This is a genomic window from Alkalimonas delamerensis, assembly GCF_030717955.1.
Taxonomy (GTDB): Bacteria; Pseudomonadota; Gammaproteobacteria; order Enterobacterales; family Alteromonadaceae; genus Alkalimonas; species Alkalimonas delamerensis.
In genome coordinates, this window is sequence record NZ_JAUZVY010000002.1 from 769,988 (window position 1) to 790,235 (window position 20,248).

A 20,248-nucleotide genomic window follows, 5' to 3' on the forward strand; every position below is an offset into this window, starting at 1 on the left:
GAACTCCTAAAACTTGTTCAATGCGATCAGCTTACGCAGCCAGAGCCGCCACCAGGGCGCTTGGCTGCCTTGCTGCTGACGTTGCTGCTGCATTTGCAAAATCACCTGCTCCGGGCTGGCGTACGCCTTGGTGCGCTGACACAGATAGCAGGGGTACAGAATCAGCGTGGCTGCCACCAACTCCGCCAGACTGCGCGAACGACCACGGCGGGCATGAGGATAGCGATCCTCGGTCAGACCCCAACCGGCATAAAATGGCTGGCCATAACACACCACTTTGCGCTGCCGCAGCAAGGCTTCAAAGCCGGTGAGCGAGGTCAGGGTATGGACTTCGTCCACCAGCGACAACAAGTGCGCCATGTCTTCTGCCAGCACCACCTCATTGCAGTACTGACTGGCCTGCTGCTCGGCACTGCCGGCTACCCGCAAACCGGCCTGCACATCCGGGTGCGGCTTGTAGACCAGCCAGGCGTCCGGGTTGGCCTGCCGTACCGCCTGAATCAAAGCCAGGTTGGTTTTTAACTGCGGCGATCCCAGCTCAATGGACGCATCGGACTCGACCTGGCCCGGAATCAGAAGAACCCGCTTCGCCCCCGCAGGCCGTTGCCAGCTGCTGTGGCCCTGATTGTACTTGGTCACTTTGCTTTGCAGCAAGAGTGCAATCAAGCGCTCGGCTCTTGCCAGCAGCTCGGGGGCAAAGTCATGCTGTTGCAGCAAGCTTTCCAGTGCCGATGGCCGGGTCGCATCGTAATAGATGCCTTCGCAGTCCAACACCCAGGAAGCCGGACGAATCAAATCCGCTCCCAAGCCCACCGAGCGAATAAAGCCATCTTCAATATGCAACAAAGGCCCGCTGTGCTGCTGCGCTTGCTTCACCCCCCACACGGCCAGCGGTAAGGCCGGGTCGCGCTCTGATGGCTGCTGGATAAACTCCAGCCGGCTGCCTGCCAGAAACTGCTTGAGCACCGGCTTTTTCCAGCGCGGTATCCGCCAGGCCTGCAATCGCTGTGGAAAGCGCTCACGCTGCTGACGTTGCAACGCCAGCCAGCCCAACAAGGTCTCGACCTCACAGGGCTGCTCGGTGACGGGATCCCGGTAACGGGGGTAGTCAATCAGCGCCGCGTGAATGAGCTGCTGCAGCGAAACCGGCTGCCGCCGCTCTGGTGCCGGCAGCGCATCCTCGGTCAGCCCCCAGCCGGCATAAAAGGGCATGCCAAAGGTGTGCACTGGTTTTTGCCACAGCAGCGCTTCAAACCCCATTTGCGAGGTGACACAAAAGACCGCACTGGCCGCTTGCAGCAAAGACGCCGGATGAGCATCGTCGGCCAGCAGCTGCACACGCTGGGACTGAGCCGGCGTTAAGCGCTGCTCCAGCCCATCAAAATGGCCCTGCTTTTTACCGGTCAACACATCGGGGTGAACTTTCAATACCACCTGATGCTCAGGGTAACGCACCAGCGCTGCCTGCAACATCTGCCAAAAGCTGTCGGCACTGGCTTGGCCATAGCGGATGGAGGCATCGCCAAAGGTTTGATCCACCACCAACACAAAAGGATCAGCTGGCAGAACCGGCAAATCCCGGTTGTGGTTGTACTTGGAGACACGCCCCTGCTGCCAGGCCTGCTGCAAAGCGTCGGCACGCGCATGCTGCGCCGCCGTTAACGGCTGGCGAACAAGCCGCTCCAGCCGCGACGGAGCCGCTGCATCGTAGTAGATGCCTTCGTCATCCAGCACCACCGAGTAAGGCGGGCCATGCAGCCCCAGCTCCAACGAACGTAAAAAACCATCCTCCAACCGCAAAATCGGTAAGGCATGACGGGCGGCATAACGCTCCCCTTTGACCGCGGACGGTTTCTTACCCCAGACCAAAACCGCATCGCTCTGTGGACTCAAAAGCCGAAACCGGCCGGCATAACGTACCTGAGCGCCCTGCAGAAAATCGGTTAAACCCGGTAAGCTGGCCAACACCGGCGATAAGGTCAGCAATCGATGGCTGGCGCCAAGTGTTTCAGGACAGAGGGCTGCCATCACTCCTCCCACACCGGGTTTTCCAGCCGCTGACAGGATTGCACCGCTTGCTGCTGCAAACGTTGGCGCCGCTCGGGCTGACGCACCAAATCGACTATGGCGTCGGCCCAACGCTGCGGCTCATTGGGCAACAACAGCCCGTTGTCGTCATGCTGCACCACTTGCTGGTAAATGCTGCCCTCCGAATACAGGCCCACCGCCCTGGCCCGGGTAATGTCAAAGAACTTGGTGTAAGAGCGCGCCTGATTAAAGCGGCCCGCCAGCAGTGGCGCCAAACCGATATCCCGCTGACCACGAGCCAGCAGCGCCTGATAGGCCGGCCAGCTCATCGGATGCAGCACATGCACTCTGGGTAAGCCGCGATAAAGCCAGTTAATCTCACTGTTGCCAATAATCTCAAAACTTACTGCAGGCTCCTCTTCCAGCACCCCGGCAACGACAGGCTTTAACCACTCGATCTCAGCCTGGTGCGAAGCGGATCCATGATAAAACAAGGTCAATTGAGCTGGTTGGACCGATGGAAGACAGGCTTGCACCAATTTCGGCTGCCAGAAAGCGTACTTACTTTGCAAAAAAGGCGTAGAGACCCATAGCTCCGCTTTATTTTGCTGCAGCCATTTGCGACGGCTATAGGCAAGCCGGGCCAATTTGTAGCGGTAACGCCAGGGCAAACCGCGAAAAGCGGCTAAATCAAACAAGTCATCGTCCATGAAGTAGATCAGACGATGCACTTGCAAGCGATGTTGCTGCAACCATTGCTGCCACGCCTTACTGACATAACGCACAAAAACCAGCGCCACCTGCTCACCAGCTCCGATTTCGGGCGTTTGTTGCAAGTTGCAGTGTTCGACCTCAGTCCCACTCTGCTGTAATTTAGGAGCGACAAAAAAATCCGTCGAAGGATTTGAACGCTCTTCTACCACAAAAATACGACTGAGCTTTACCGTGGCCATGGTTTCCTTACTCGGGGTGCAGCGCTTAAACGAAAATCCGCTGCGGTGCCATTTAAATTTGGATTGTAAAAAGGGTCGCCCTGCATCTGCCTGGCCCACCGTGTTCGCATGTAAGCCGCCTCTTTCGCCGCCCGCTGTTTTTTTACCGGATTGTCGTCTTTACCGCGCGACACCGACTCGTAATGATACAACAGTGCCAGCGGCGTATACAGCACCCGCCAGCCTGCTTCACCGGCTTTTAAGCAATAATCGACATCGTTAAAGGCCACCGTCAAATCGGTTTCATTCAGACCGCCAAGCTCCAGATACAAGTCTTTCGGGGTTAACAGGCACGCCGCCGTCACGGCCGATAAATCCTGCGACACCAGGGCCCGTCCCATGTATCCCGGGGCATCGGCTGGCAACCGAAAGTGCAGATGGGTGGCACAGCCACCAATGCCGATGGCATCCCCGGCATGCTGCACCCGCTGATCGGCAAACAGCAAACGCGCACCCACAATGCCGACACCGGGCTGAGTTAACTGCCCCACCATCTGGCAGAGCCAGTCCGGCCGAATCACTTCGGTGTCGTTGTTGAGCAGGCAGATCAGCTCTCCGCGCGCCTGCTGCACCGCAAAGTTGTTGATGGCTGAGTAATTAAACGGGTGGTCGTAGCGCAGCACCCGGACACGAGGCTCCTGCGCCAGCTCGTCAAAATAGGCCAGGGTAGCAGGCTCTGCGCTTTGGTTATCGACAATCAGCACCTCAATGGCCGGGTAATCGGTCCGATGCAACAGGCTGTCCACGCAGGGCTTGAGCAAGTGCAACATATCGCGGGTGGGGATCACCACCGACACCAGCGGTGCCGGCTCTGGCAGCGGGTAATGAATATCCAACAAACCGTGGGCATTGGTCTCAACCCGGGCCGCAATGCCTTGCTGCTGCAACTGCTGCCTTAGAATATCTGCCGAGGGTAGCTGACGCTGCGCAAGCGGCTGGTGCCATAATACCGCAGGAAGGTGCAGCGGCGGCTTTGGCAACAGCGCCGACAACTGCAGCACCAATTGCTGTACTTTTAGCTCTGTGACCGCAAGCTCTGGCTGCAGCCAGCCGGAGGCCAGCAAAGCCTTAGCTTGCACCAGCAGCGTATCGCCGGTGTAATGGCTGCTGCGCGCCAGCTCCTGACTCCAGTCGGGCTTAAACTGTGGCTCAGTGCGCTTGCCGTGCTGGTCCAGAAAGTCATGATCGCTGTAGCACCAGCTGGCAGCAGCGGCATCGAATGCCTCCAACCACCAACACAAGGCCACAGGCGCCAGAGCAACACCAGCCGGCAGCAACAACACTGGCTGGGAATCAGGCAGTTCAGCCAACTGCTGCTGTGCCTGCGCCACCGTGGTCAGCTGCGTGGGTAAGCGACAATGAGGAGTCAGAGTGGCCTCATCAGATACCAGCAGACAAGTCAGCTTCGCCGTAGCAGCAGAAAGCCCCAAGCTTTGCTCAATGCTGAGCAGGCTACGCTGCCAATCCTCTGCCACAGTAGTTGACTGCTGCAGCAGCAGCAGGAGCAAACCGTGCCGGGCCAACAGTTCTGGCAACCGCCGCTCTATCATCCGCAACTGATTCGCAGTTAACTGCTCAAAACGTTGTTGCCACTCGGCATAAGGCATGGGTGGGGTACAGGCTTTTAATTGACCAATCCTTCGGTAGCATTGTTCACTGGCAGTGATAGCACGCCATAGATTCACCTCAGCATGCTGCTTCATTTCTGCCGTCCCTTGCAGGCAGAGCCTGAGCCCTCGTCGCATAAAGCGCCATCGACTCTGCAGCAGGTTGAGCGGTCGCAGCTGCAAAGACTGGATTTGAAAAAAGCCGGGGCCCGACAGGAGTTCTAACCAACAGGATTGGCTGTCTTCTGGTACAGCCAAGACTTCCAGAATCTTGCCACCAAGCGACATTGGCACAGCAAAGCGGTGAAGCCCATCCGGGGTCTGGCAACAAAAGAACACCCCAGGTGCAAACTGGTCGATGAACAACTGAGCATCCAACGCCACCCAGCGAACACCATTTGGAATGCTCAGCTGCACCCGGGAAGCTGAGTCGCCATGCCAGCCGCTGTTGTCTGCATCCGGTTCAGCATGGAGAATGCTCCAGCTTTTTTCAGCGGACATTGGCAGACACCTCCTGCTCCAGGATCTGGTGCAACACATTGACAAGGGTTTCAGAGCTTTTCTGCTTCATCAAGGCAGCTTTGCTCAGTAAAGACTGTTGCTCAGCTACAGCCAGCTTGGCTAATTTGTCGCGCATAATCAGCCGTAAAGAAGATTCCGATGTCGGCGGTATCACCACAAAGCGGGCATTGGTTTGAGCGACTAAATAATCCGGTTTAAGTTGCGCGATAAGCTCAGCATCAAGATTACCAGCGCAGTGCACTAAGACCACCCGTCGGAAAATCCGGCTTAAATAATCCATCATGGAATAACTGGAAGACGAGCCAAACAACAATAAAGTCCCGCCAGAAACAGCCAAGCGGTTGGTGGTCACAACAACCCGTCCAAAATTAGGCAAACCATTGTCATACCGTACCAGCCGGCGATGATTAAAGGACTTTAAGATCTGCTCTTCAGCAGGCATGGGCGGAAAAACTTTTTTCCCCAAGTCACCATAACGCTTGGCAACCCGATACAAATCATGCTGAAATTTTTTGGTTAACGCCGCTTTATCCACACCCAAAGCCAAAGCCAGCTGCATACAAGCCTCCTTCGCTCCAGGCGCACTCCAGTGGGTATCGGACATGCGAAAGCTGCGCTCGGTTAATTGCTGCAGCGCAAGCTCCGGGTACACCAAAACCTGTTCTGCTTCAGGCAACTGACAGACTTGATCCACCGGTGTCACTGCAGCGCGTTGGTGCGGGTAAAACTGGGGGTAAACCATCTCTTTGGACGGCGCAATCAACAACCGGCTTGGAATGCCATTTTGCGTCTCAAAACGACGTAAATCACCCAGGTAGCGCTGCCATCTTTGCAGGCGATCCTTCCCCAGCAACAACTTCCCGGTATATTGCTCAACACTCTTGTTGGTGTCATTGTCCAGATACAACCAGGACTCGGCGCCACGAAGTACCTTGAATACACCTGTCACATCTATAGCCATCAACTCAATGAGCTCTCCATCCAGCTCCACCCCCAATCGCAGCTGCTCAACAAGCACCTCTGTGGTAAATTTAAAACCACAACGGAGTTGGGGATGAGCATCCGAAGGCTGCTTCAAGATGGCTTCAATCACGTCAGGCCGTTCACAGTTCAAAGGAAAATATTGCCGCTGCTCACCTTGCAACAGAACCAGCCGAATACGCTGTACCGGTTTAAGACTCAACAACCACCCTTGTACATAAAGGGTGTTTTTTTCTTCATCAAGAACAAATAACTGCTCGGCCAGCGGATAATCCAGACACCACCGGACACCCAGCTTACGGGCTTGCTGCAAGGGGGTGAGTTTTAAATGATAACGGCTCAAAACGACTCCATGTTTGAAAGCTGCAACGCCTGACCTAAAAACGATTTCATTTCATTTACCAGGCACGATTTATGATAACGGTTCAGCACCTGTTGCTGCGCTTTTTGTTGCATGAACAGGCGCAATTCAGGCTGCTTGATCAAGCGAGCCACCTGAGCAGCCACAGCATCAACCTGCCCCAGCGGCACCAGGATACCGCTTTGGTTGTGCTCAATCAGCTCAGGCAAGGCACCCCACTGATACGCAATCACGCAGCGCCTTGCCGCCATGGCTTCCAGTACGGTACGACCGAACGACTCTTCAAAGTGCGACAGATTGACCACGATATCCAACTCGGCCAACGCCGCTTCAGGGTTTGGGCTGTAGCCAGCAAAAATCAGCGACGGCGGTAACCGACCGGCAGCCTGATCTGCCCGGTACTGCGCCACATGATCGTTGTCCGGGCCAAACAGCCAGCATTCGATATCCTGTGCCTGCTCGGCCAGCAACTGACTTAACCGGATAAAGTCCTGCAGCCCTTTTTTCGGCAAATTGCTGCTCAGCATCCCCAGCCGTAGCGGCGTTTGTTGCGCTCGGGGTGCAATGGCAGCAAAACGTGCGGTATCGACCACATTCGGCACGACCCGGGTGCGCTCCGGCGTATCCAGATAGGCGGCTGTCCGTTTCGAGTTGGCAATAAAGCCATCGGCCAGTGCCAGCAAATGCTGCCGGATCCGGCCGGCATCGGCTCCCAACTGCTGACACAACGCAGGGTCGGCTTCCGGCAACTCGCGCACATGCACCACAGTGGGCACCAACAGCTGGCGCGCGGCGTAAAGCGGTGCCGACAGCACCAGGGTATTGCAGTAACAGAGCTGCACCCGGTACTGCTTCAGCAAAGCCGCAAAGCGCGCAATGGTCTGCGGGCTTTCGGGATGCCCGTCGTGCCACCAGCCATAGGGCATCACCGCCAGCTGTTGTACCCGGGCAGCAAGCTGCTGGAAATAGTCCGGGCAGCGACTGCCCGGCAAGGTCAGCAATACATTGCAACCAAGCTGCTGCAGTGCGTCCAGCACATCGAGCAAGCTGCGCTCGGCGCCATAGAGTTCAGGCCCGGCGGCATGGGCCACCAGCATCAGCCAGGGTTTATCCGGCTTAACTTCGCACTGCCCGGTTTGCTGCACTGTGCCGTAATCGGCGGCTAGCTCTGCGCTTTTTTCCGTGCTTTCTAAGCTTTCCTCCATGCTTTCTAAATAATGCAGCAACGGATTGGCATCGGCAGCTATCGGCTGCAGCAGTCGGTAGCCGCTGCTGCTAAAGTCCGGGCCGGGATCGCGATTTTCCTGGCCGCCATAACGCAAATAATGCAGCGCCGGATCCATCCCGGCAGCAGTGACATCGGCATAGTTGCCGCCATACCAACTGGCATCGAATAAGGCGCTTTGCCGCAGCAGTGCCAGTTGCCGCGCTTCGCGCTGCGCCTTGGTGCCACGGCACATCAGAGCCGGTACAGCAAAGGCAAAGCTGGTTGGAAACTGCGGTAATTTTAGATCCTTGGCACAGCGGGCACTGGCATGCCAGGCCCGGGCTGCGGCCAGATAACGCTGCCGCACACCGACAAACTGGGTGCGAAGATGGGTGCGGCTTTGCTGGGTCAGTGAGCCGGAGTCGCTGCGGCCAAAGGACAGCGGAATGCCGGGCAACACATCGACGATGGCCCGGGGGCCAAAGGCTGCCAGCAACCGCTCCAGGTACTCGGTATCGGCATTGACCGAAACCCGGTCCCAAAAGCCCAGCTGCTTAAACACTTTGCGCCGAAACATCAAAGACGAAGTGTTGCGGTAAATCCAGCCTGGCTCGGGACGCCAACGCTCAAACACCAGCTCGGCACTGGTTCGCACCCAATGCGATATCGATGCCTGAGCTTTGGGCTGCGTCAGCAGGGCCTGCAGCTGGTATTCAATTTTTTGTGGATGGGACCAATCGTCGCTGTCGTGGGTGGTCAGGAAGCTGCCTTTGGCCAGCGCCAGACCGGCATTGCGGGCCGCGTAAGCCCCCTGGTTTTCGGACTGTTGCACCAGCCGAATCCGAGCATCCTGCTGCGCCCAGCGCTTGATCACGGCTACCGACTCGTCGCTGGAGGCATCATCCACCACGATGATCTCCAACCGCGGCCAGCTTTGCGCCAGCAAACTGCCAAGGGCAGTACCGATGGTGTGCTGCGCATTAAAGCAAGGCACAATTACCGACACCAAAGGCGAAGGCAACCACTTGTGCCGCCAGGATGTTGGAGGTTTTGCAATCGCAGGCTCAGCCAACAGGCTATCGAGCGTCATGGGCTCGCTGCTGTCTTGCAAGCCCACCAGACCGGCCTGTTGAAAAATGCGGTTGATAAGCGTCCGTTTTTCATCGCCGGTCACTAAAGAAGCTTGAGCCAGCAGTAAATCCGGCAGCTCGCCGCAGACCTGCAGCGCCTGCTGCAAGCACTGCATAGCTTTGGCTTGCTGTGCTTGTTGCTGCAAGGCCCGGCTTAGCAACAGCCAGCAGCCATGATGCCCCGGCAATGCCTGATGCCAGGCATTGTCAACCCAGCATTGCAGCAATGGCAGTGCATCCTGCCAACGCCCATAACTGGCGTGCCAGCGGGCCAAAGCCCAGCAGGCATAGGCCTGCTCTTTGCTATCCTCGCCCTGTACCAGTTGCTGCAGCGGTTTTTCGGCAGCCTGCTCGGGCTCAAACCACAGCATCTGTTCCAGCGCTGCGGCTTGCAGCTTGCAAGGCAAGCGCCCTTCAGCAAAACCAAAACGGCTAAAATGCTGCCAGGGATCCATGCCGGCCTTGGCAACATCCGGGTTCTGTTGCAGGTACCATTCTGGCTGAAAGAGCTCTGCCAGTTTCTCAGTGACCTTCATTAACGGGGAACCGAAAACTCGACGTCCACATTGGGCTGATTGCTCATCATGCTGGCAATCACCTCTTTTACCGGTGCCTGATTAAACACCACTTCATAAAGGCCCATCGCCAACGGCATGTAGATATCTTTCTCAATCGCCTGCTGCCGCACTTGCTTGAGGGTATTGACCCCTTCGGCCACTTCGCCCAGCTCTTCGACTGCTTGCTGCAGAGTTTTCCCCTGCCCCAAGGCAAAACCTACCCGGTAGTTGCGGCTTAACGAGGACGAACAAGTGACAATCAAATCACCGATTCCCGAAAGCCCTAAAAAGGTCATCGGGTTTGCCCCCTCGGCCACTGCAAAACGGCTCATTTCAGCCAGGCTGCGGGTCATCAGCATGCTCTTGGTGTTCTCGCCCACCCCTAAAGCCGCACTTAAACCCGAGGCAATGGCATAAATATTCTTTAAAGTGCCACCCAGCTCAACACCAAAAACATCGTCACTGGCATAAGCCCGAAAACTTTTACTGCACAGGATTTGTTGCACCCGTTGGCACAGCACATGATTTTTGCTGGCAATCACCGAAGCGGTAATGTGGCCGGCCGCTATTTCTTTTGCCAGATTGGGGCCGCTGAGCACACCAACCGGATTATCCGGGCACAGCTCGGTTAAAATATCGCTCATCAAGGCAAAAGTACCGGCTTCGACCCCTTTGGTGGTGCTGATCAATAACTGCTCCGGGCGCAGCACATCTTTGGCCTGCGCGACTACCTGACGAAAGCTGCTGCTTGGAATGGATACAAAAACCGCCTCAGCACCGGACACAACCGCCGCTAAATCGGTATTGGCAATCAGGTTGGAAGATAAAGTGAAACCTGGTAGGTAACGGCTGTTTTCATGGTGTTCATTAATGGCTTTGGCTCGCGCTGCATCACGCAACCAAAGCCGGACCTGACAACCATTCTCTGCCATAATATTGGCAATGACGGTTCCAAAACTCCCGCCTCCCAAAACAGCAATCTGTGCGCTCATTCCACTCTCGGCTTCGAATTATTTTCTACATCATAACAAAGTTTTCCGGGCTTGCAGAGCTTCGCCAGAGCCTATGCTCAGTTTCCCAGCAATGCATCCAGTTTCATTTTCAAATGCCAGTATTTATCCTGCAGCCGCAAGCGCCACGAGCGGGTATTCGGGCTAACATCACGAACCAGCGTCTGCAAATGCCGATAGTCCGTATCCACCGCAGCACGGTAAGAAAGCGCACTTTGATCCAGTTCGTCATTGTGGTTGTGTTTGTCAAAATAGGTGCGGTGTTTTTTCTTGGTGGTACTGGCTGCACTGCCGACCGTACTTTTTCGCACCAAAAACTCTTCCAACGATTTCACCACATAATGATTCACTCTGGCATGACGCCAATCCAGTGCAGCCGATAACCCTTTGGTATGCTTGGCATGGTCACGCAAAGGCTCTCCAGCACTATTGATTATTCGACCTTGCTTAAGCTTTACCTGATGCGGACTGACTAAACGATCAACAGAGCCTGGCCTGAAAAGTGTTTTGTAATGCAGGTTGTGCAGTCGCTCTGGGGCAAATCGCTGACAAAAACGCTCAAACACAAAACCTTCCTCAGCAAAAATCTGGCCGGCAGAGCCAAAGCACGCCCAGTTCAGCGCCACAGCCCCAACCTCTGCATCGGCAAACCATTGCTGGCACAAGTCGGCCATGGAGTGCTCGCCCATCGGCATCAGATACTCATCGGCATCGATCATGGCAACCACATCGGCTTTTTTCTGCAATAAAGGCAACAAACGGCGATAGGCATGCATCTGAGGAGGCCTGCTGCCCACAGTGGGGATCCGGTAACAGTGCAGCCAGTCCGTTTGGACAGCCAGCTGCTGCAGCAACGGCCAGGTCTGATCGGTGCTGTAATTATCGACAATGTAAAAGTCCGTCACTCCCTGCACCCGGTGCCAGGCGATCCATTCCAATAACGAGCTTGCTTCATTTTTAACTATGCATAGAACCGCTAAACGCACATCCAAATCCTGTGTTGGTTTTAAGAGTGATGCTCCAAAAGCGTCCAGAGCTTAGCATCCGCAATCGAAGCTGGCACGCCCAAAGTGTAAAATTGTTGCTGCAATGCCTGTTTTGCAGCCAGATCGCCATGCACTATGCGCACATGCTTGGGTTTACGGCGCATCCGGCCGACAAAATTCAATAATCCTTGCTGATCGGCATGGGCCGAATACCCGCCAAGACTGAGGATTTCAGCCCGAACCGCAATACGCTCGCCATCAATGTTCACAAAAGCCCCTGGCCGATTGCCAAAACGCTGCAGCTGAGCACCCAGAGTACCGCGGGCCTGATAACCAACAAAGATCACCTGATGCACCGGGTCTGGCAGCATCTGTTTTAAATAATTCACCACCCGGCCGCCCTGGCACATGCCACTGGCCGCAATCACAATGGCTGGCATTTTGGTTTGGCTAAGGCGCTGCACCAACTGGTGATGCTCGGCCACCGAGTCCACGGTAATTAATTGCTCAAAACTGAGCGGATGCCGCCCTGCCGCCAGTTTGGCTTTGGCTTCGTCATCCCAGCACTCTTTCAGTTGGCGATACGCCGAGGTAAAGCGAGCGGCCAGCGGCGAGTCCACAATCACCTTCAGCTCATCCCAGCGCAAGTGCTGATGAATGGCCTGGCCTTTTAACCGGTGAATCAGGCTTTCCAGCTCGTACAACAGCTCCTGGGTGCGGCCAATACTAAAGGCCGGGAAAATCACCGTGCCGTTGTCCTGCAACGAATGCAGCAGCGCTTGTTTTAAGCGTTTGGTGCGTTCTTTGCGATTTTCATGCGTTTTGTCGCCATAGGTACTTTCAATCACCACCACATCGGCCCCGGCCGGCGCTTTCGGTGCCGGCAGCAAAGGGGTGTAAGGCGCGCCCAAATCACCAGAAAATACCGTAGTAAACCAGCGCCTGGCTGGCAAAGTGCGATGACGAACTTCCACATAAGCCGAGCCCAGAATATGCCCAGCCACCTGAAAACGAGCTTGCACCTGCATCCCATCGGCAGCGGGTAAATCCAGCCACTGTTTGTACTCCACCGCCACGAGTTGCTGCTGCAACAACGACAAAAAGGTTTCTATCAGGGCCGGGTCGCGGGTTACGCCTACCTTCAGCGCATCTTCCAGCACCAGCGGCAGCAACAGCGCCGAGGCTTTGGTGCAATAAATAGGGCCACGAAACCCTGCCGCCAGTAAATACGGAATACGCCCAACATGATCAATATGCACATGGGTCACCAGCAAAGCGCGGATCCCATCTAGCGGAAAATCAATCGACGGCTCGCCGGCCGAACCGCCCGGCCCTGCTTCATCGCCCTGAAACAAGCCGCAATCGACCAGCACACTGTAATCATCCCGCAGCAGGTACTGGTGGCATGAGCCTGTTACGCCGTCTACTGCTCCGTGGTGGAGGAAGCTGGTTCGAGTCGACATCCTGTCTCCTTTTGGTTTTGAGTGATGAGTTTTTAGTTTTTAGTTTTTAGTTTTTGAGTTGGCTTGGCTGGTTTTTACTATTTTGGTCAATAGCTTAACGAGCTCATCAGTTTGCTCTAACAAGCTTGCTACGTGTGGTTGTTTGTTATCGAGGTAGCCGGTTACACACAAGAGTTCCAACCAGTATTTGGTTTCTCTGGATTCTTTGCTGGCGATACTCATTTTAGCGATAAAATCCGCTCTCGATTGACCGGCCTGCGCCTCGTTGATATTCGCACCGATGGAAGTACCGCAGCGAAGCAGCTGCTTAGAGAGGACATATTCTTTGTGTTCTTTGGTCAAAAACTGATAAAGCTTAACAACCCGAACAGCAAAATCAAAAGACTTACCCAGCACACTGCTTGACTCAACCGGCATCCAAAGCCCCATCAACTCAATACAAAGCACCATTTATAGATCACAAATGAAACACCAGCAACTAATAATTCACCACCAAAAACTAAACACTAAACACTCAAAACTCAAAACTCAAAACTCAAAACTTAACACTCACAATCCAACATTCCCCCCCCACCTCAAGGCAATGCAACAGTTTGCCGAACCACAAAGTCATCAAAGTAAGCACAATCCTGCTTAAAGTCTCCCTCCGCAGTACGAGGGGCCCATTCCGGGCTACTACCACCATGAAAGGTGTTAAACATGATGGAGCGAATCAATCCCTCGCTCGCAGCGGTTGAGCGAAAACGCAAGGCTTGGTGTCGAATGACCGGCTTGCCATCGACCTGAACCGTGATTTCCCCATCGGCCAGATCCGGCAGGGTATTCAGCCGAACCGTCATGTCGATGCGGTGGTACTGACCGGGTGTAAAACGAAAAGAACCGGCGCTTTTGGTATCACCATAGCGGCCACGCATGTCCTGGTGGTAGACATAGGTCATTAAGCCGCCTTCGCGACGCCACATTAGCCTTGCACTCCACCGATCATCCGTGACTGGGTTACCACCGGCTACCGGCCTGGCAGAGCCTAAACCATGCAGTTTTCCACCGCGGGCAAAATCAAACTCAGGGCAAAACTTCACGGCAAAAGACAAGGTTGCTTCCTCTGCAGCGGTCAGCGGCGATGTCACCACCACACGGCGGCTACCGCGTTCAAACCCCAGGTAATTGACCCGAACTGCCTTTGAGTCCTCAGTTCCTTTGCCATCCGCCAACTCGGTATGGCGATGCGCCAATACCGCCCGGCCAAATTCGCCGGGCAGCAAGCTATCAAAACGCTCTTCCAACAAAAGCTGCTCACCGGCGCTGCTGGTGGGAAGCCAAACCAGTAGGTACCAACCAGCAAAGCTCAGGCTCAGGATCACCATGCTCATATGTTTCAAAGACTTCTCCTGCAATATCAACCTAAGTGATAAATTGATAGTACATGCTTGTACGATAAACAACGAAGTGCCCTATCGCTAGCCATAAGTCTAATGTTTTATGGATCAGGCTTTAAATACCATCAAAACTCTTATTTATATAATGACTATATTTTTCAAAGCGTTTACCCAGTAAAAGATCCCTCTGTAACCTCGCTTCTGCTTTCAAAAAGTAATCACCTAACATTCTGTCAGTTTCCTCATTAAACAATGCGAAGGAACCAGGTCGTGGCGTAAATTCACCAAAAACGAGTTGATTTTTAGATAATAGAAAATCTATTCGCATAAATGGCGCAGGTATTTCAAGGCTGAGTTTCTGTACGAGTTCTAAAAACTCCCTTTTGATTGGAGTTGGATCTGCTAGAGGTACACCGGTATCTTTTCCAGTATCTAATTGCTTACCAGAACTATCCACCCAAAGATCACTGACGACTGGAAAACGTGACATTTCGCGTATTAGCGCAATCTCGCCATAGAAGCACAAGAACTTCAAATCACGGGCTGGTTGTTGCTGGTTGTCGTCCAACAAAACCAGCTCCTCCAGCAACCAAGCATCTCCTTTCACATCACCAGACTTTAGTAACATTTGCATTCGCTTTTTCATAGCAGAATAGCTAGCAAAAACTTGAGCGGTTTTAACCTCAACAATATAGTCTGGCCGGTAAACTAAAAAAACACCTTTTGAAGCAGCACCAGCCGTTGGCTTAATTGCGATATTATACTCTTCAGGCAACTGGGCAAGCTTATATGAACCCGGAAATGATTTGGGTCGCTGCAGACCTAGGGAGTCAATAAAATGGTATGATTTCGATTTATCATTTAGACGCCATTCTGGGCAAGCACCCTTATCCGCAAGTAATTGCTTTCGAGTACGAAGCCCCATCAGTAGACGAAAAGATGGAATCGAAGCTAAGCTGCCATGACGCGATGCATGCTTAACGAGTCGATGATTAATGTGGTAGCCATCCGTGAAGGCACCATAGGTAGTAAGAATTTCAGCTGAGCGCTTCGGATAAGACCGAAGCATCTGCTGCATGTTATCTTGTACCAGTTGATGCGACTTTTCTCTTTCTTGCTTCTGTTGCTGTGCCAGTGCTTTAAACTCAGACAAATCAGACTTATAAATGATATCCTTATCTGTACCAGCCTGTTTTTCAAGGTGACTGTCCACAAAGTAGCTATTGGGAGCTATGGGTTCTGGTAAAGTTTGATTTGGAAAGAAATGAGCAAAAGAAGCCGGCTTTTTTTGATAATGAAGCTTAAAACCTTTAACTTTGCGTTGTATCGGATAGAGAACAACATTCGCTACTGATGCCGGTGCTGGACCAGACAGCAATGCTTGATATATTGCATGTTGCGCCCAACGTGGACCTGCAGCTAAAACTCTAACTGAGCCATCTTCACAATTTTGTACCCAACCAGCAATATCGAGCCCAATTGCAGTTTTTACTACAAATTTGCGAAAGCCAACGTTTTGTACCTGCCCAGTAATCACAAACAATAGTGCATGCTCTGTCATGCAAACCACCCCATAACATCTTAAGTACTTATATGATTATTATACTTTACACAAAGGAAGCACACCAAACACTTTCGTAAAATTATCAGTTGCTCTGCTCTGTATTTTGGGTTCGATGGTTTTATGATTACAGCTTAACAGGACGCCTTCACGAACTCCGCTTACTTCGGGATAAAGATCAAGCAAATGCTGTAAAAGCTTTGGAGAAGCTGCAACAACTTTTGCACACTCAACCTTCTGTCCATAGACAACCGGCTCCGCACCCAGATGTGCCAGTAATTCGAAGTACTCATGCTTTAAAGCAGTAACTTCAGCTGCAAACTTAGGCCAATGAAACAAGCCAACTCTTAATCCTGCATCAAGTGCTTCTCTTGCTTGGTTATTAACTTCTGCGCTCATTTGGCGTAAGGAAAAATCAGAGACAAAAAGAATATCCAAATGTAGTACTTTCTTTTGCCGGCTAAGCATAGGGTATGGCGCAGGAAAAGTTCGTTGCTCTTGCTCTAACCTAATTAGCCCTTTGGTTTTCCGCTGCTGCTGATGCCACCACTGTGCACATTCACGGTAGATATGACGTAAACCATAGTGAATCGTTTTCACGTGGGTTGATTTTGTTCTTGTGAGAGATCCTTCATCATCAAGGGCAAAAGCCATAGGAACTGTATTGTGAATATTTTTTACCGCCCAGTTACCATAACGAGCCTGCACACGCCAAATAAACTCTGTATCGCCACCCACCATAACAGGATCCCAAGGCCCCAAATCATCCAAAACTTCACGACGAAACAGAAACGAAGAGTGACTCCAGTGAATTAACTCCGGGTTCAAACGCCAATTCTGAGTAAATGTTAAATCATCAAGAGCTCTAATCCAGTATGTGCATACCCCTTTAACTTTAGGGTTGTGATTTAAGAATTCCAATTGCTTTTCGATTTTCTGTGGGTGAGACCAATCATCACCGTCGTGCGTAGTTATAAAGTCACCCGTCGCAATTTTAAGGCCAGCATTCCTTGCTCTGTATGCACCACCATTTACAGGCTGCTGAATAGCAATAACCCTTGAATCAAGCTGACTCATTGCTAGCGCACGCTCAAAGGTATCGTCTGGGCTAAGATCATCAACGACAATCACTTCGATATTTTCCCAGCTTTGATTTAATAATGACCTAATAGCCACTTCAATGCGATGCCCAGCGTTGTATACAGGTATAATCACAGATACTTTAAATGGAGACTCGACTGGTTTAGCTTCAGACACAAGATTATCAAAAGACAGTGGTTTTGATTTATCTCTAAGCGCTACCCGTGACATCTGATGATTTTCATACACTTGATTCACATACTCGAGCTTTTCGTCAATCAGGCGACAAGTGTTTGCGAGGGCAAATAGTGCATCACTGTCTTTCGGCGAAATCTGTAAAAATGAATCTAAGGTTTTTTTGGCAATCTCCGAACGTCCAAGATTTAAATTGCAAAATACATCGATCATCATGGTTATTTTCTTCGATGCATAAGGCTCACCAAGTGATTTAATTAATGAAGCAAGCTCAAGACCAGTGTCAAAACTACCGACAAAATAGTACCAACGTGCTGCATGCCATGCTGCAAAAAATCGTAACTCAGGCTCCTTTTTTTCATCGTTGTAGATTGCTTTCAAACGATTCAAAGCAGGCTCAGAGTAACCACCCCAAAGGTGACGCACGATTCTTGAACGTATGTATTCCGTGTTGTTTCGGTTCAGCTTAGTCGCTGACGATTGTCGTCCTTCCTGACTACCATGCAATAAAAAATGGATAAACGGATTCATGCCAGAATCTTGAACGTCCTGATACCTTTGCAAATACCAAGCAGAGTCAAACCATGGCACAGGCTTTCTTCCTTCAAATCCACCATGTTTTAGGTAGTGCTCCAAGGCATTGGCCGACCAGTAGGAATCCGCTGCAATATCAGGGTACTTTTTTAAATACCAAGTTGTATCAAAGCAGCCTTTTGTAACAAGTAAATTTTTGAAAGTTATATTGTTTCGCCCACCCCTAGACGAAAACATCCTTGCAACTTTTTTTACACTCTTACGGAACATAAGCATAGACACTTTTAGTTTTGATAGGTGGCCCATAAGGGAAAGTGAAATTGTAACAGCTCCAATTAAGTGGGGCTAGCCCAAGCAGCATCTTAAGGATGTAGCTAAGAAAAATTGGAGCTGCATCATGTTTAATCCATGAGATTAAACTATTCTCTTTTAAGAATAAGGCCAGATTTAGATAAGCAATGTATTAGAATTTCAAAAGGATCAACCAGCTTCTCCTTGAAATCATTAGGAACATTACCTTGACTAAAAAAGGTTGAGTACTCAGTACATCCAAGTAGCACCTTGGTCGCACCAGCCAGCACTGATTGCTGGAAAAGTTGATTAATTTCTTTGCTTGTCTCAGCATTTCCAAAAGGATGCGCCTTCAACCCATACTTATCATTATAGACAATATTATGAGAGCCAAGAACGACATGGTCATCACTGACAACCTCTATATTCCTCAATTGCTCAAGGCTTGAGGACCATACTTTTGCAGCATGAGAGCCTTTAGTGGACCATATTACCAACTTATCATTACTATTTAAGCTACTCTTCATGTAATCAATAGTGGTATCCACCATATTAACAATGACAACCTTGCCATTATAAGTGTTTATGGCCTCGTAAAATGAAGATAAAATCACGCTCGAATGAAAAGTAAAACAAGGTATAACAACTAGTATCTGCCCGAAAGATTCCGCTAAACCTAAGAGAGTTTTATTTACTATATCAGCACAAATAATTCCTGGGTTCTTCTCTACAAAACCAAGAACATAACTTGTTCTATCGGGTATCCACTCTGGTATAGAAACATGGATTATGCTTGGGTAATCTTGATCATTCGCACCTGCATGCTCTTTAAGTATGCTTAGGTTCAACTGGGCGCTGGCGACAGGGCCCATACCACCCATTATGATGATTAGCTTCTTATTCATACATTCCATCTAAATAAAAACAATTCCATAAATCGATAAACCCTAACTATCTAGTTTCATTACACAACTAAAAGTCACACATTGGGCCTGAAAAAATAAACAGGCCAAAACATTCCATAGCAGGCCTAACTTCATTGTAAAAAGTCATCTGGCAAACTTAACCTCGGGAAGCTCCCTTCACTTCATGAATTTTTTATTTTAATGAAATGAACATTCGAATAAGAAAAAGCATGAGCAGCTTTCCAGGGTCAATCACTACCAAACAAATCCCGGGTATAGACCTTGTCAGCCACATCGGCCAGCGCTTCAGACCGCCGGTTGGCCACGATCACATCCGAGATACGTTTAAACTCGGCCAGATCGCGGATCACCCGCGATTTGTAAAAATCGTCTTGGTTCAGCTCAGGCTCGTACACCACCACTTCGATGCCCTTGGCTTTAATCCGCTTCATAATGCCCTGAATGGCCGAAGCGCGGAAATTATCCGAGCCCGACTTCATCACCAGCCGGTACACCCCCACCACATTGGGATTGCGGCTAACAATGGCATCGGCAATGTAGTCTTTGCGTGTGCGGTTGGCTTCCACAATCGCTTTGATCATGTTGTTCGGCACATCTTTGTAGTTGGCCAGCAGCTGCTTGGTGTCTTTCGGCAGGCAGTAGCCGCCGTAACCAAAGCTTGGGTTGTTGTAATGACTGCCAATCCGTGGGTCCAGCCCTACTCCTTCAATGATCTGGCGGGTATCCAGGCCATGGCTTTCGGCATAGGAGTCCAGCTCGTTAAAATACGCCACCCGCATTGCCAAATAGGTATTGGAGAACAGTTTAATGGCTTCGGCCTCGGTGCTGTCTGTAAAGAGCACCGGCACATCCTGCTTAATGGCGCCTTGTTGCAGCAAGGCTGCAAACTGCTCGGCGCGCTCGCTCTGCTCACCGACAATGATGCGGCTGGGGTACAAATTATCGTACAGCGCCTTGCCTTCACGTAAAAACTCGGGCGAAAAAATCAAGTTGTCGCAGCCAAAGCGTTGCTTGGCATCAGCGGTAAAGCCTACCGGCACGGTCGATTTAATCACCATCACTGCATTGGGGTTGATCGCCATTACATCTTTGATGACCGCTTCCACACTTTGGGTATTAAAGTAGTTGGTTTGCGGATCGTAATCGGTTGGGGTGGCAATAATGACAAAATCGGCATTGCTGTATGCCTGCAGCTTATCCAGCGTGGCGGTAAAATTCAGCGCTTTGTTGGCCAGAAAATCGCTGATTTCGGTATCTTCAATCGGCGACTGCTTAGTGTTTAGCAATTCCACCTTACTCGGCACAATATCCACTGCCACCACGTTATTGTGTTGCGCCAGCAGCATGGCATTGGATAAGCCAACATAGCCGGTTCCGGCTACCGCGATTTTAAAAGCTTGCATAGAAGAGTCCATCAGTCAGAGTTGCATCCGTTTCCAGG

14 protein-coding genes are annotated in these 20,248 nt (G+C 51.6%); all 14 read right to left on the bottom strand.

Features of this window, described 5'->3' with window-relative positions; all coding sequences use genetic code 11:
* Nucleotides 1-6: 6 nt before the first annotated feature.
* The gene (locus Q3O59_RS07995; RefSeq protein WP_305945055.1) at nt 7-2,028 is read right to left on the bottom strand and encodes a capsule polysaccharide biogenesis protein; all 2,022 of its coding nucleotides are present in this window, start codon (nt 2,026-2,028) and stop codon (nt 7-9) included.
* Nucleotides 2,028-2,981 (bottom strand): glycosyltransferase family protein, encoded by a 954-nt coding sequence (locus Q3O59_RS08000; RefSeq protein ID WP_305945056.1) that lies wholly within the window; start codon nt 2,979-2,981, stop codon nt 2,028-2,030. Before Q3O59_RS08000 ends, Q3O59_RS07995 begins: the two co-directional genes overlap by 1 nt.
* On the bottom strand, nt 2,969-5,128 hold the full coding sequence (locus tag Q3O59_RS08005; protein WP_305945057.1) for a glycosyltransferase family 2 protein: 2,160 nt from the start codon (nt 5,126-5,128) through the stop codon (nt 2,969-2,971). Before Q3O59_RS08005 ends, Q3O59_RS08000 begins: the two co-directional genes overlap by 13 nt.
* Nucleotides 5,118-6,473: an alginate O-acetyltransferase AlgX-related protein gene (locus Q3O59_RS08010; RefSeq protein WP_305945058.1), complete on the bottom strand. Its 1,356-nt coding sequence runs from the start codon at nt 6,471-6,473 to the stop codon at nt 5,118-5,120. The genes Q3O59_RS08005 and Q3O59_RS08010 overlap by 11 nt, the downstream gene beginning before the upstream one ends.
* A complete protein-coding gene (locus Q3O59_RS08015) occupies nt 6,470-9,364 on the bottom strand; it encodes a glycosyltransferase (RefSeq protein WP_305945059.1) in 2,895 nt (964 codons plus the stop codon). The genes Q3O59_RS08010 and Q3O59_RS08015 overlap by 4 nt, the downstream gene beginning before the upstream one ends.
* The gene (locus tag Q3O59_RS08020; RefSeq protein WP_305945060.1) at nt 9,364-10,377 is read right to left on the bottom strand and encodes an NAD(P)H-dependent glycerol-3-phosphate dehydrogenase; all 1,014 of its coding nucleotides are present in this window, start codon (nt 10,375-10,377) and stop codon (nt 9,364-9,366) included. The genes Q3O59_RS08015 and Q3O59_RS08020 overlap by 1 nt, the downstream gene beginning before the upstream one ends.
* A gap of 77 nt (nt 10,378-10,454) precedes the next feature.
* A complete protein-coding gene (locus Q3O59_RS08025; RefSeq protein WP_305945061.1) occupies nt 10,455-11,381 on the bottom strand; it encodes a glycosyltransferase family 2 protein in 927 nt (308 codons plus the stop codon).
* 20 nt (nt 11,382-11,401) lie between these two features.
* Complete coding sequence (locus Q3O59_RS08030; RefSeq protein ID WP_305945062.1) at nt 11,402-12,844, bottom strand: MBL fold metallo-hydrolase RNA specificity domain-containing protein; 1,443 nt, start codon at nt 12,842-12,844, stop codon at nt 11,402-11,404.
* Nucleotides 12,845-12,883: 39 nt separating this feature from the next.
* Nucleotides 12,884-13,294 (bottom strand): four helix bundle protein, encoded by a 411-nt coding sequence (locus Q3O59_RS08035; protein ID WP_305945063.1) that lies wholly within the window; start codon nt 13,292-13,294, stop codon nt 12,884-12,886.
* A 125-nt stretch (nt 13,295-13,419) separates the two neighbouring features.
* The gene (locus Q3O59_RS08040) at nt 13,420-14,214 is read right to left on the bottom strand and encodes a polysaccharide lyase (protein ID WP_369812371.1); all 795 of its coding nucleotides are present in this window, start codon (nt 14,212-14,214) and stop codon (nt 13,420-13,422) included.
* A 121-nt stretch (nt 14,215-14,335) separates the two neighbouring features.
* Nucleotides 14,336-15,781 (bottom strand): ATP-grasp fold amidoligase family protein, encoded by a 1,446-nt coding sequence (locus Q3O59_RS08045; RefSeq protein WP_305945065.1) that lies wholly within the window; start codon nt 15,779-15,781, stop codon nt 14,336-14,338.
* A gap of 39 nt (nt 15,782-15,820) precedes the next feature.
* Nucleotides 15,821-17,860, bottom strand: coding sequence for a glycosyltransferase family 2 protein (locus Q3O59_RS08050; RefSeq protein ID WP_305945066.1), 2,040 nt, complete (start codon nt 17,858-17,860; stop codon nt 15,821-15,823).
* A gap of 149 nt (nt 17,861-18,009) precedes the next feature.
* Nucleotides 18,010-18,786: an aspartate/glutamate racemase family protein gene (locus Q3O59_RS08055; protein WP_305945067.1), complete on the bottom strand. Its 777-nt coding sequence runs from the start codon at nt 18,784-18,786 to the stop codon at nt 18,010-18,012.
* A 248-nt stretch (nt 18,787-19,034) separates the two neighbouring features.
* On the bottom strand, nt 19,035-20,222 hold the full coding sequence (locus tag Q3O59_RS08060; protein WP_305945068.1) for a nucleotide sugar dehydrogenase: 1,188 nt from the start codon (nt 20,220-20,222) through the stop codon (nt 19,035-19,037).
* Nucleotides 20,223-20,248 lie beyond the last annotated feature (26 nt).

What these genes read in the sequence shown, in the direction of transcription:
- Q3O59_RS07995 (WP_305945055.1), bottom strand. Translation starts at nt 2,028, where the DNA reads ATGGCAGCCCTCTGTCCTGAAACACTTGGCGCCAGCCATCGATTGCTG.
- Q3O59_RS08000 (WP_305945056.1), bottom strand. Translation starts at nt 2,981, where the DNA reads ATGGCCACGGTAAAGCTCAGTCGTATTTTTGTGGTAGAAGAGCGTTCA.
- Q3O59_RS08005 (WP_305945057.1), bottom strand. Translation starts at nt 5,128, where the DNA reads ATGTCCGCTGAAAAAAGCTGGAGCATTCTCCATGCTGAACCGGATGCA.
- Q3O59_RS08015 (WP_305945059.1), bottom strand. Translation starts at nt 9,364, where the DNA reads ATGAAGGTCACTGAGAAACTGGCAGAGCTCTTTCAGCCAGAATGGTAC.
- Q3O59_RS08020 (WP_305945060.1), bottom strand. Translation starts at nt 10,377, where the DNA reads ATGAGCGCACAGATTGCTGTTTTGGGAGGCGGGAGTTTTGGAACCGTC.
- Q3O59_RS08030 (WP_305945062.1), bottom strand. Translation starts at nt 12,844, where the DNA reads ATGTCGACTCGAACCAGCTTCCTCCACCACGGAGCAGTAGACGGCGTA.
- Q3O59_RS08035 (WP_305945063.1), bottom strand. Translation starts at nt 13,294, where the DNA reads ATGGTGCTTTGTATTGAGTTGATGGGGCTTTGGATGCCGGTTGAGTCA.
- Q3O59_RS08040 (WP_369812371.1), bottom strand. Translation starts at nt 14,214, where the DNA reads ATGAGCATGGTGATCCTGAGCCTGAGCTTTGCTGGTTGGTACCTACTG.
- Q3O59_RS08045 (WP_305945065.1), bottom strand. Translation starts at nt 15,781, where the DNA reads ATGACAGAGCATGCACTATTGTTTGTGATTACTGGGCAGGTACAAAAC.
- Q3O59_RS08050 (WP_305945066.1), bottom strand. Translation starts at nt 17,860, where the DNA reads ATGTTCCGTAAGAGTGTAAAAAAAGTTGCAAGGATGTTTTCGTCTAGG.
- Q3O59_RS08055 (WP_305945067.1), bottom strand. Translation starts at nt 18,786, where the DNA reads ATGAATAAGAAGCTAATCATCATAATGGGTGGTATGGGCCCTGTCGCC.
- Q3O59_RS08060 (WP_305945068.1), bottom strand. Translation starts at nt 20,222, where the DNA reads ATGGACTCTTCTATGCAAGCTTTTAAAATCGCGGTAGCCGGAACCGGC.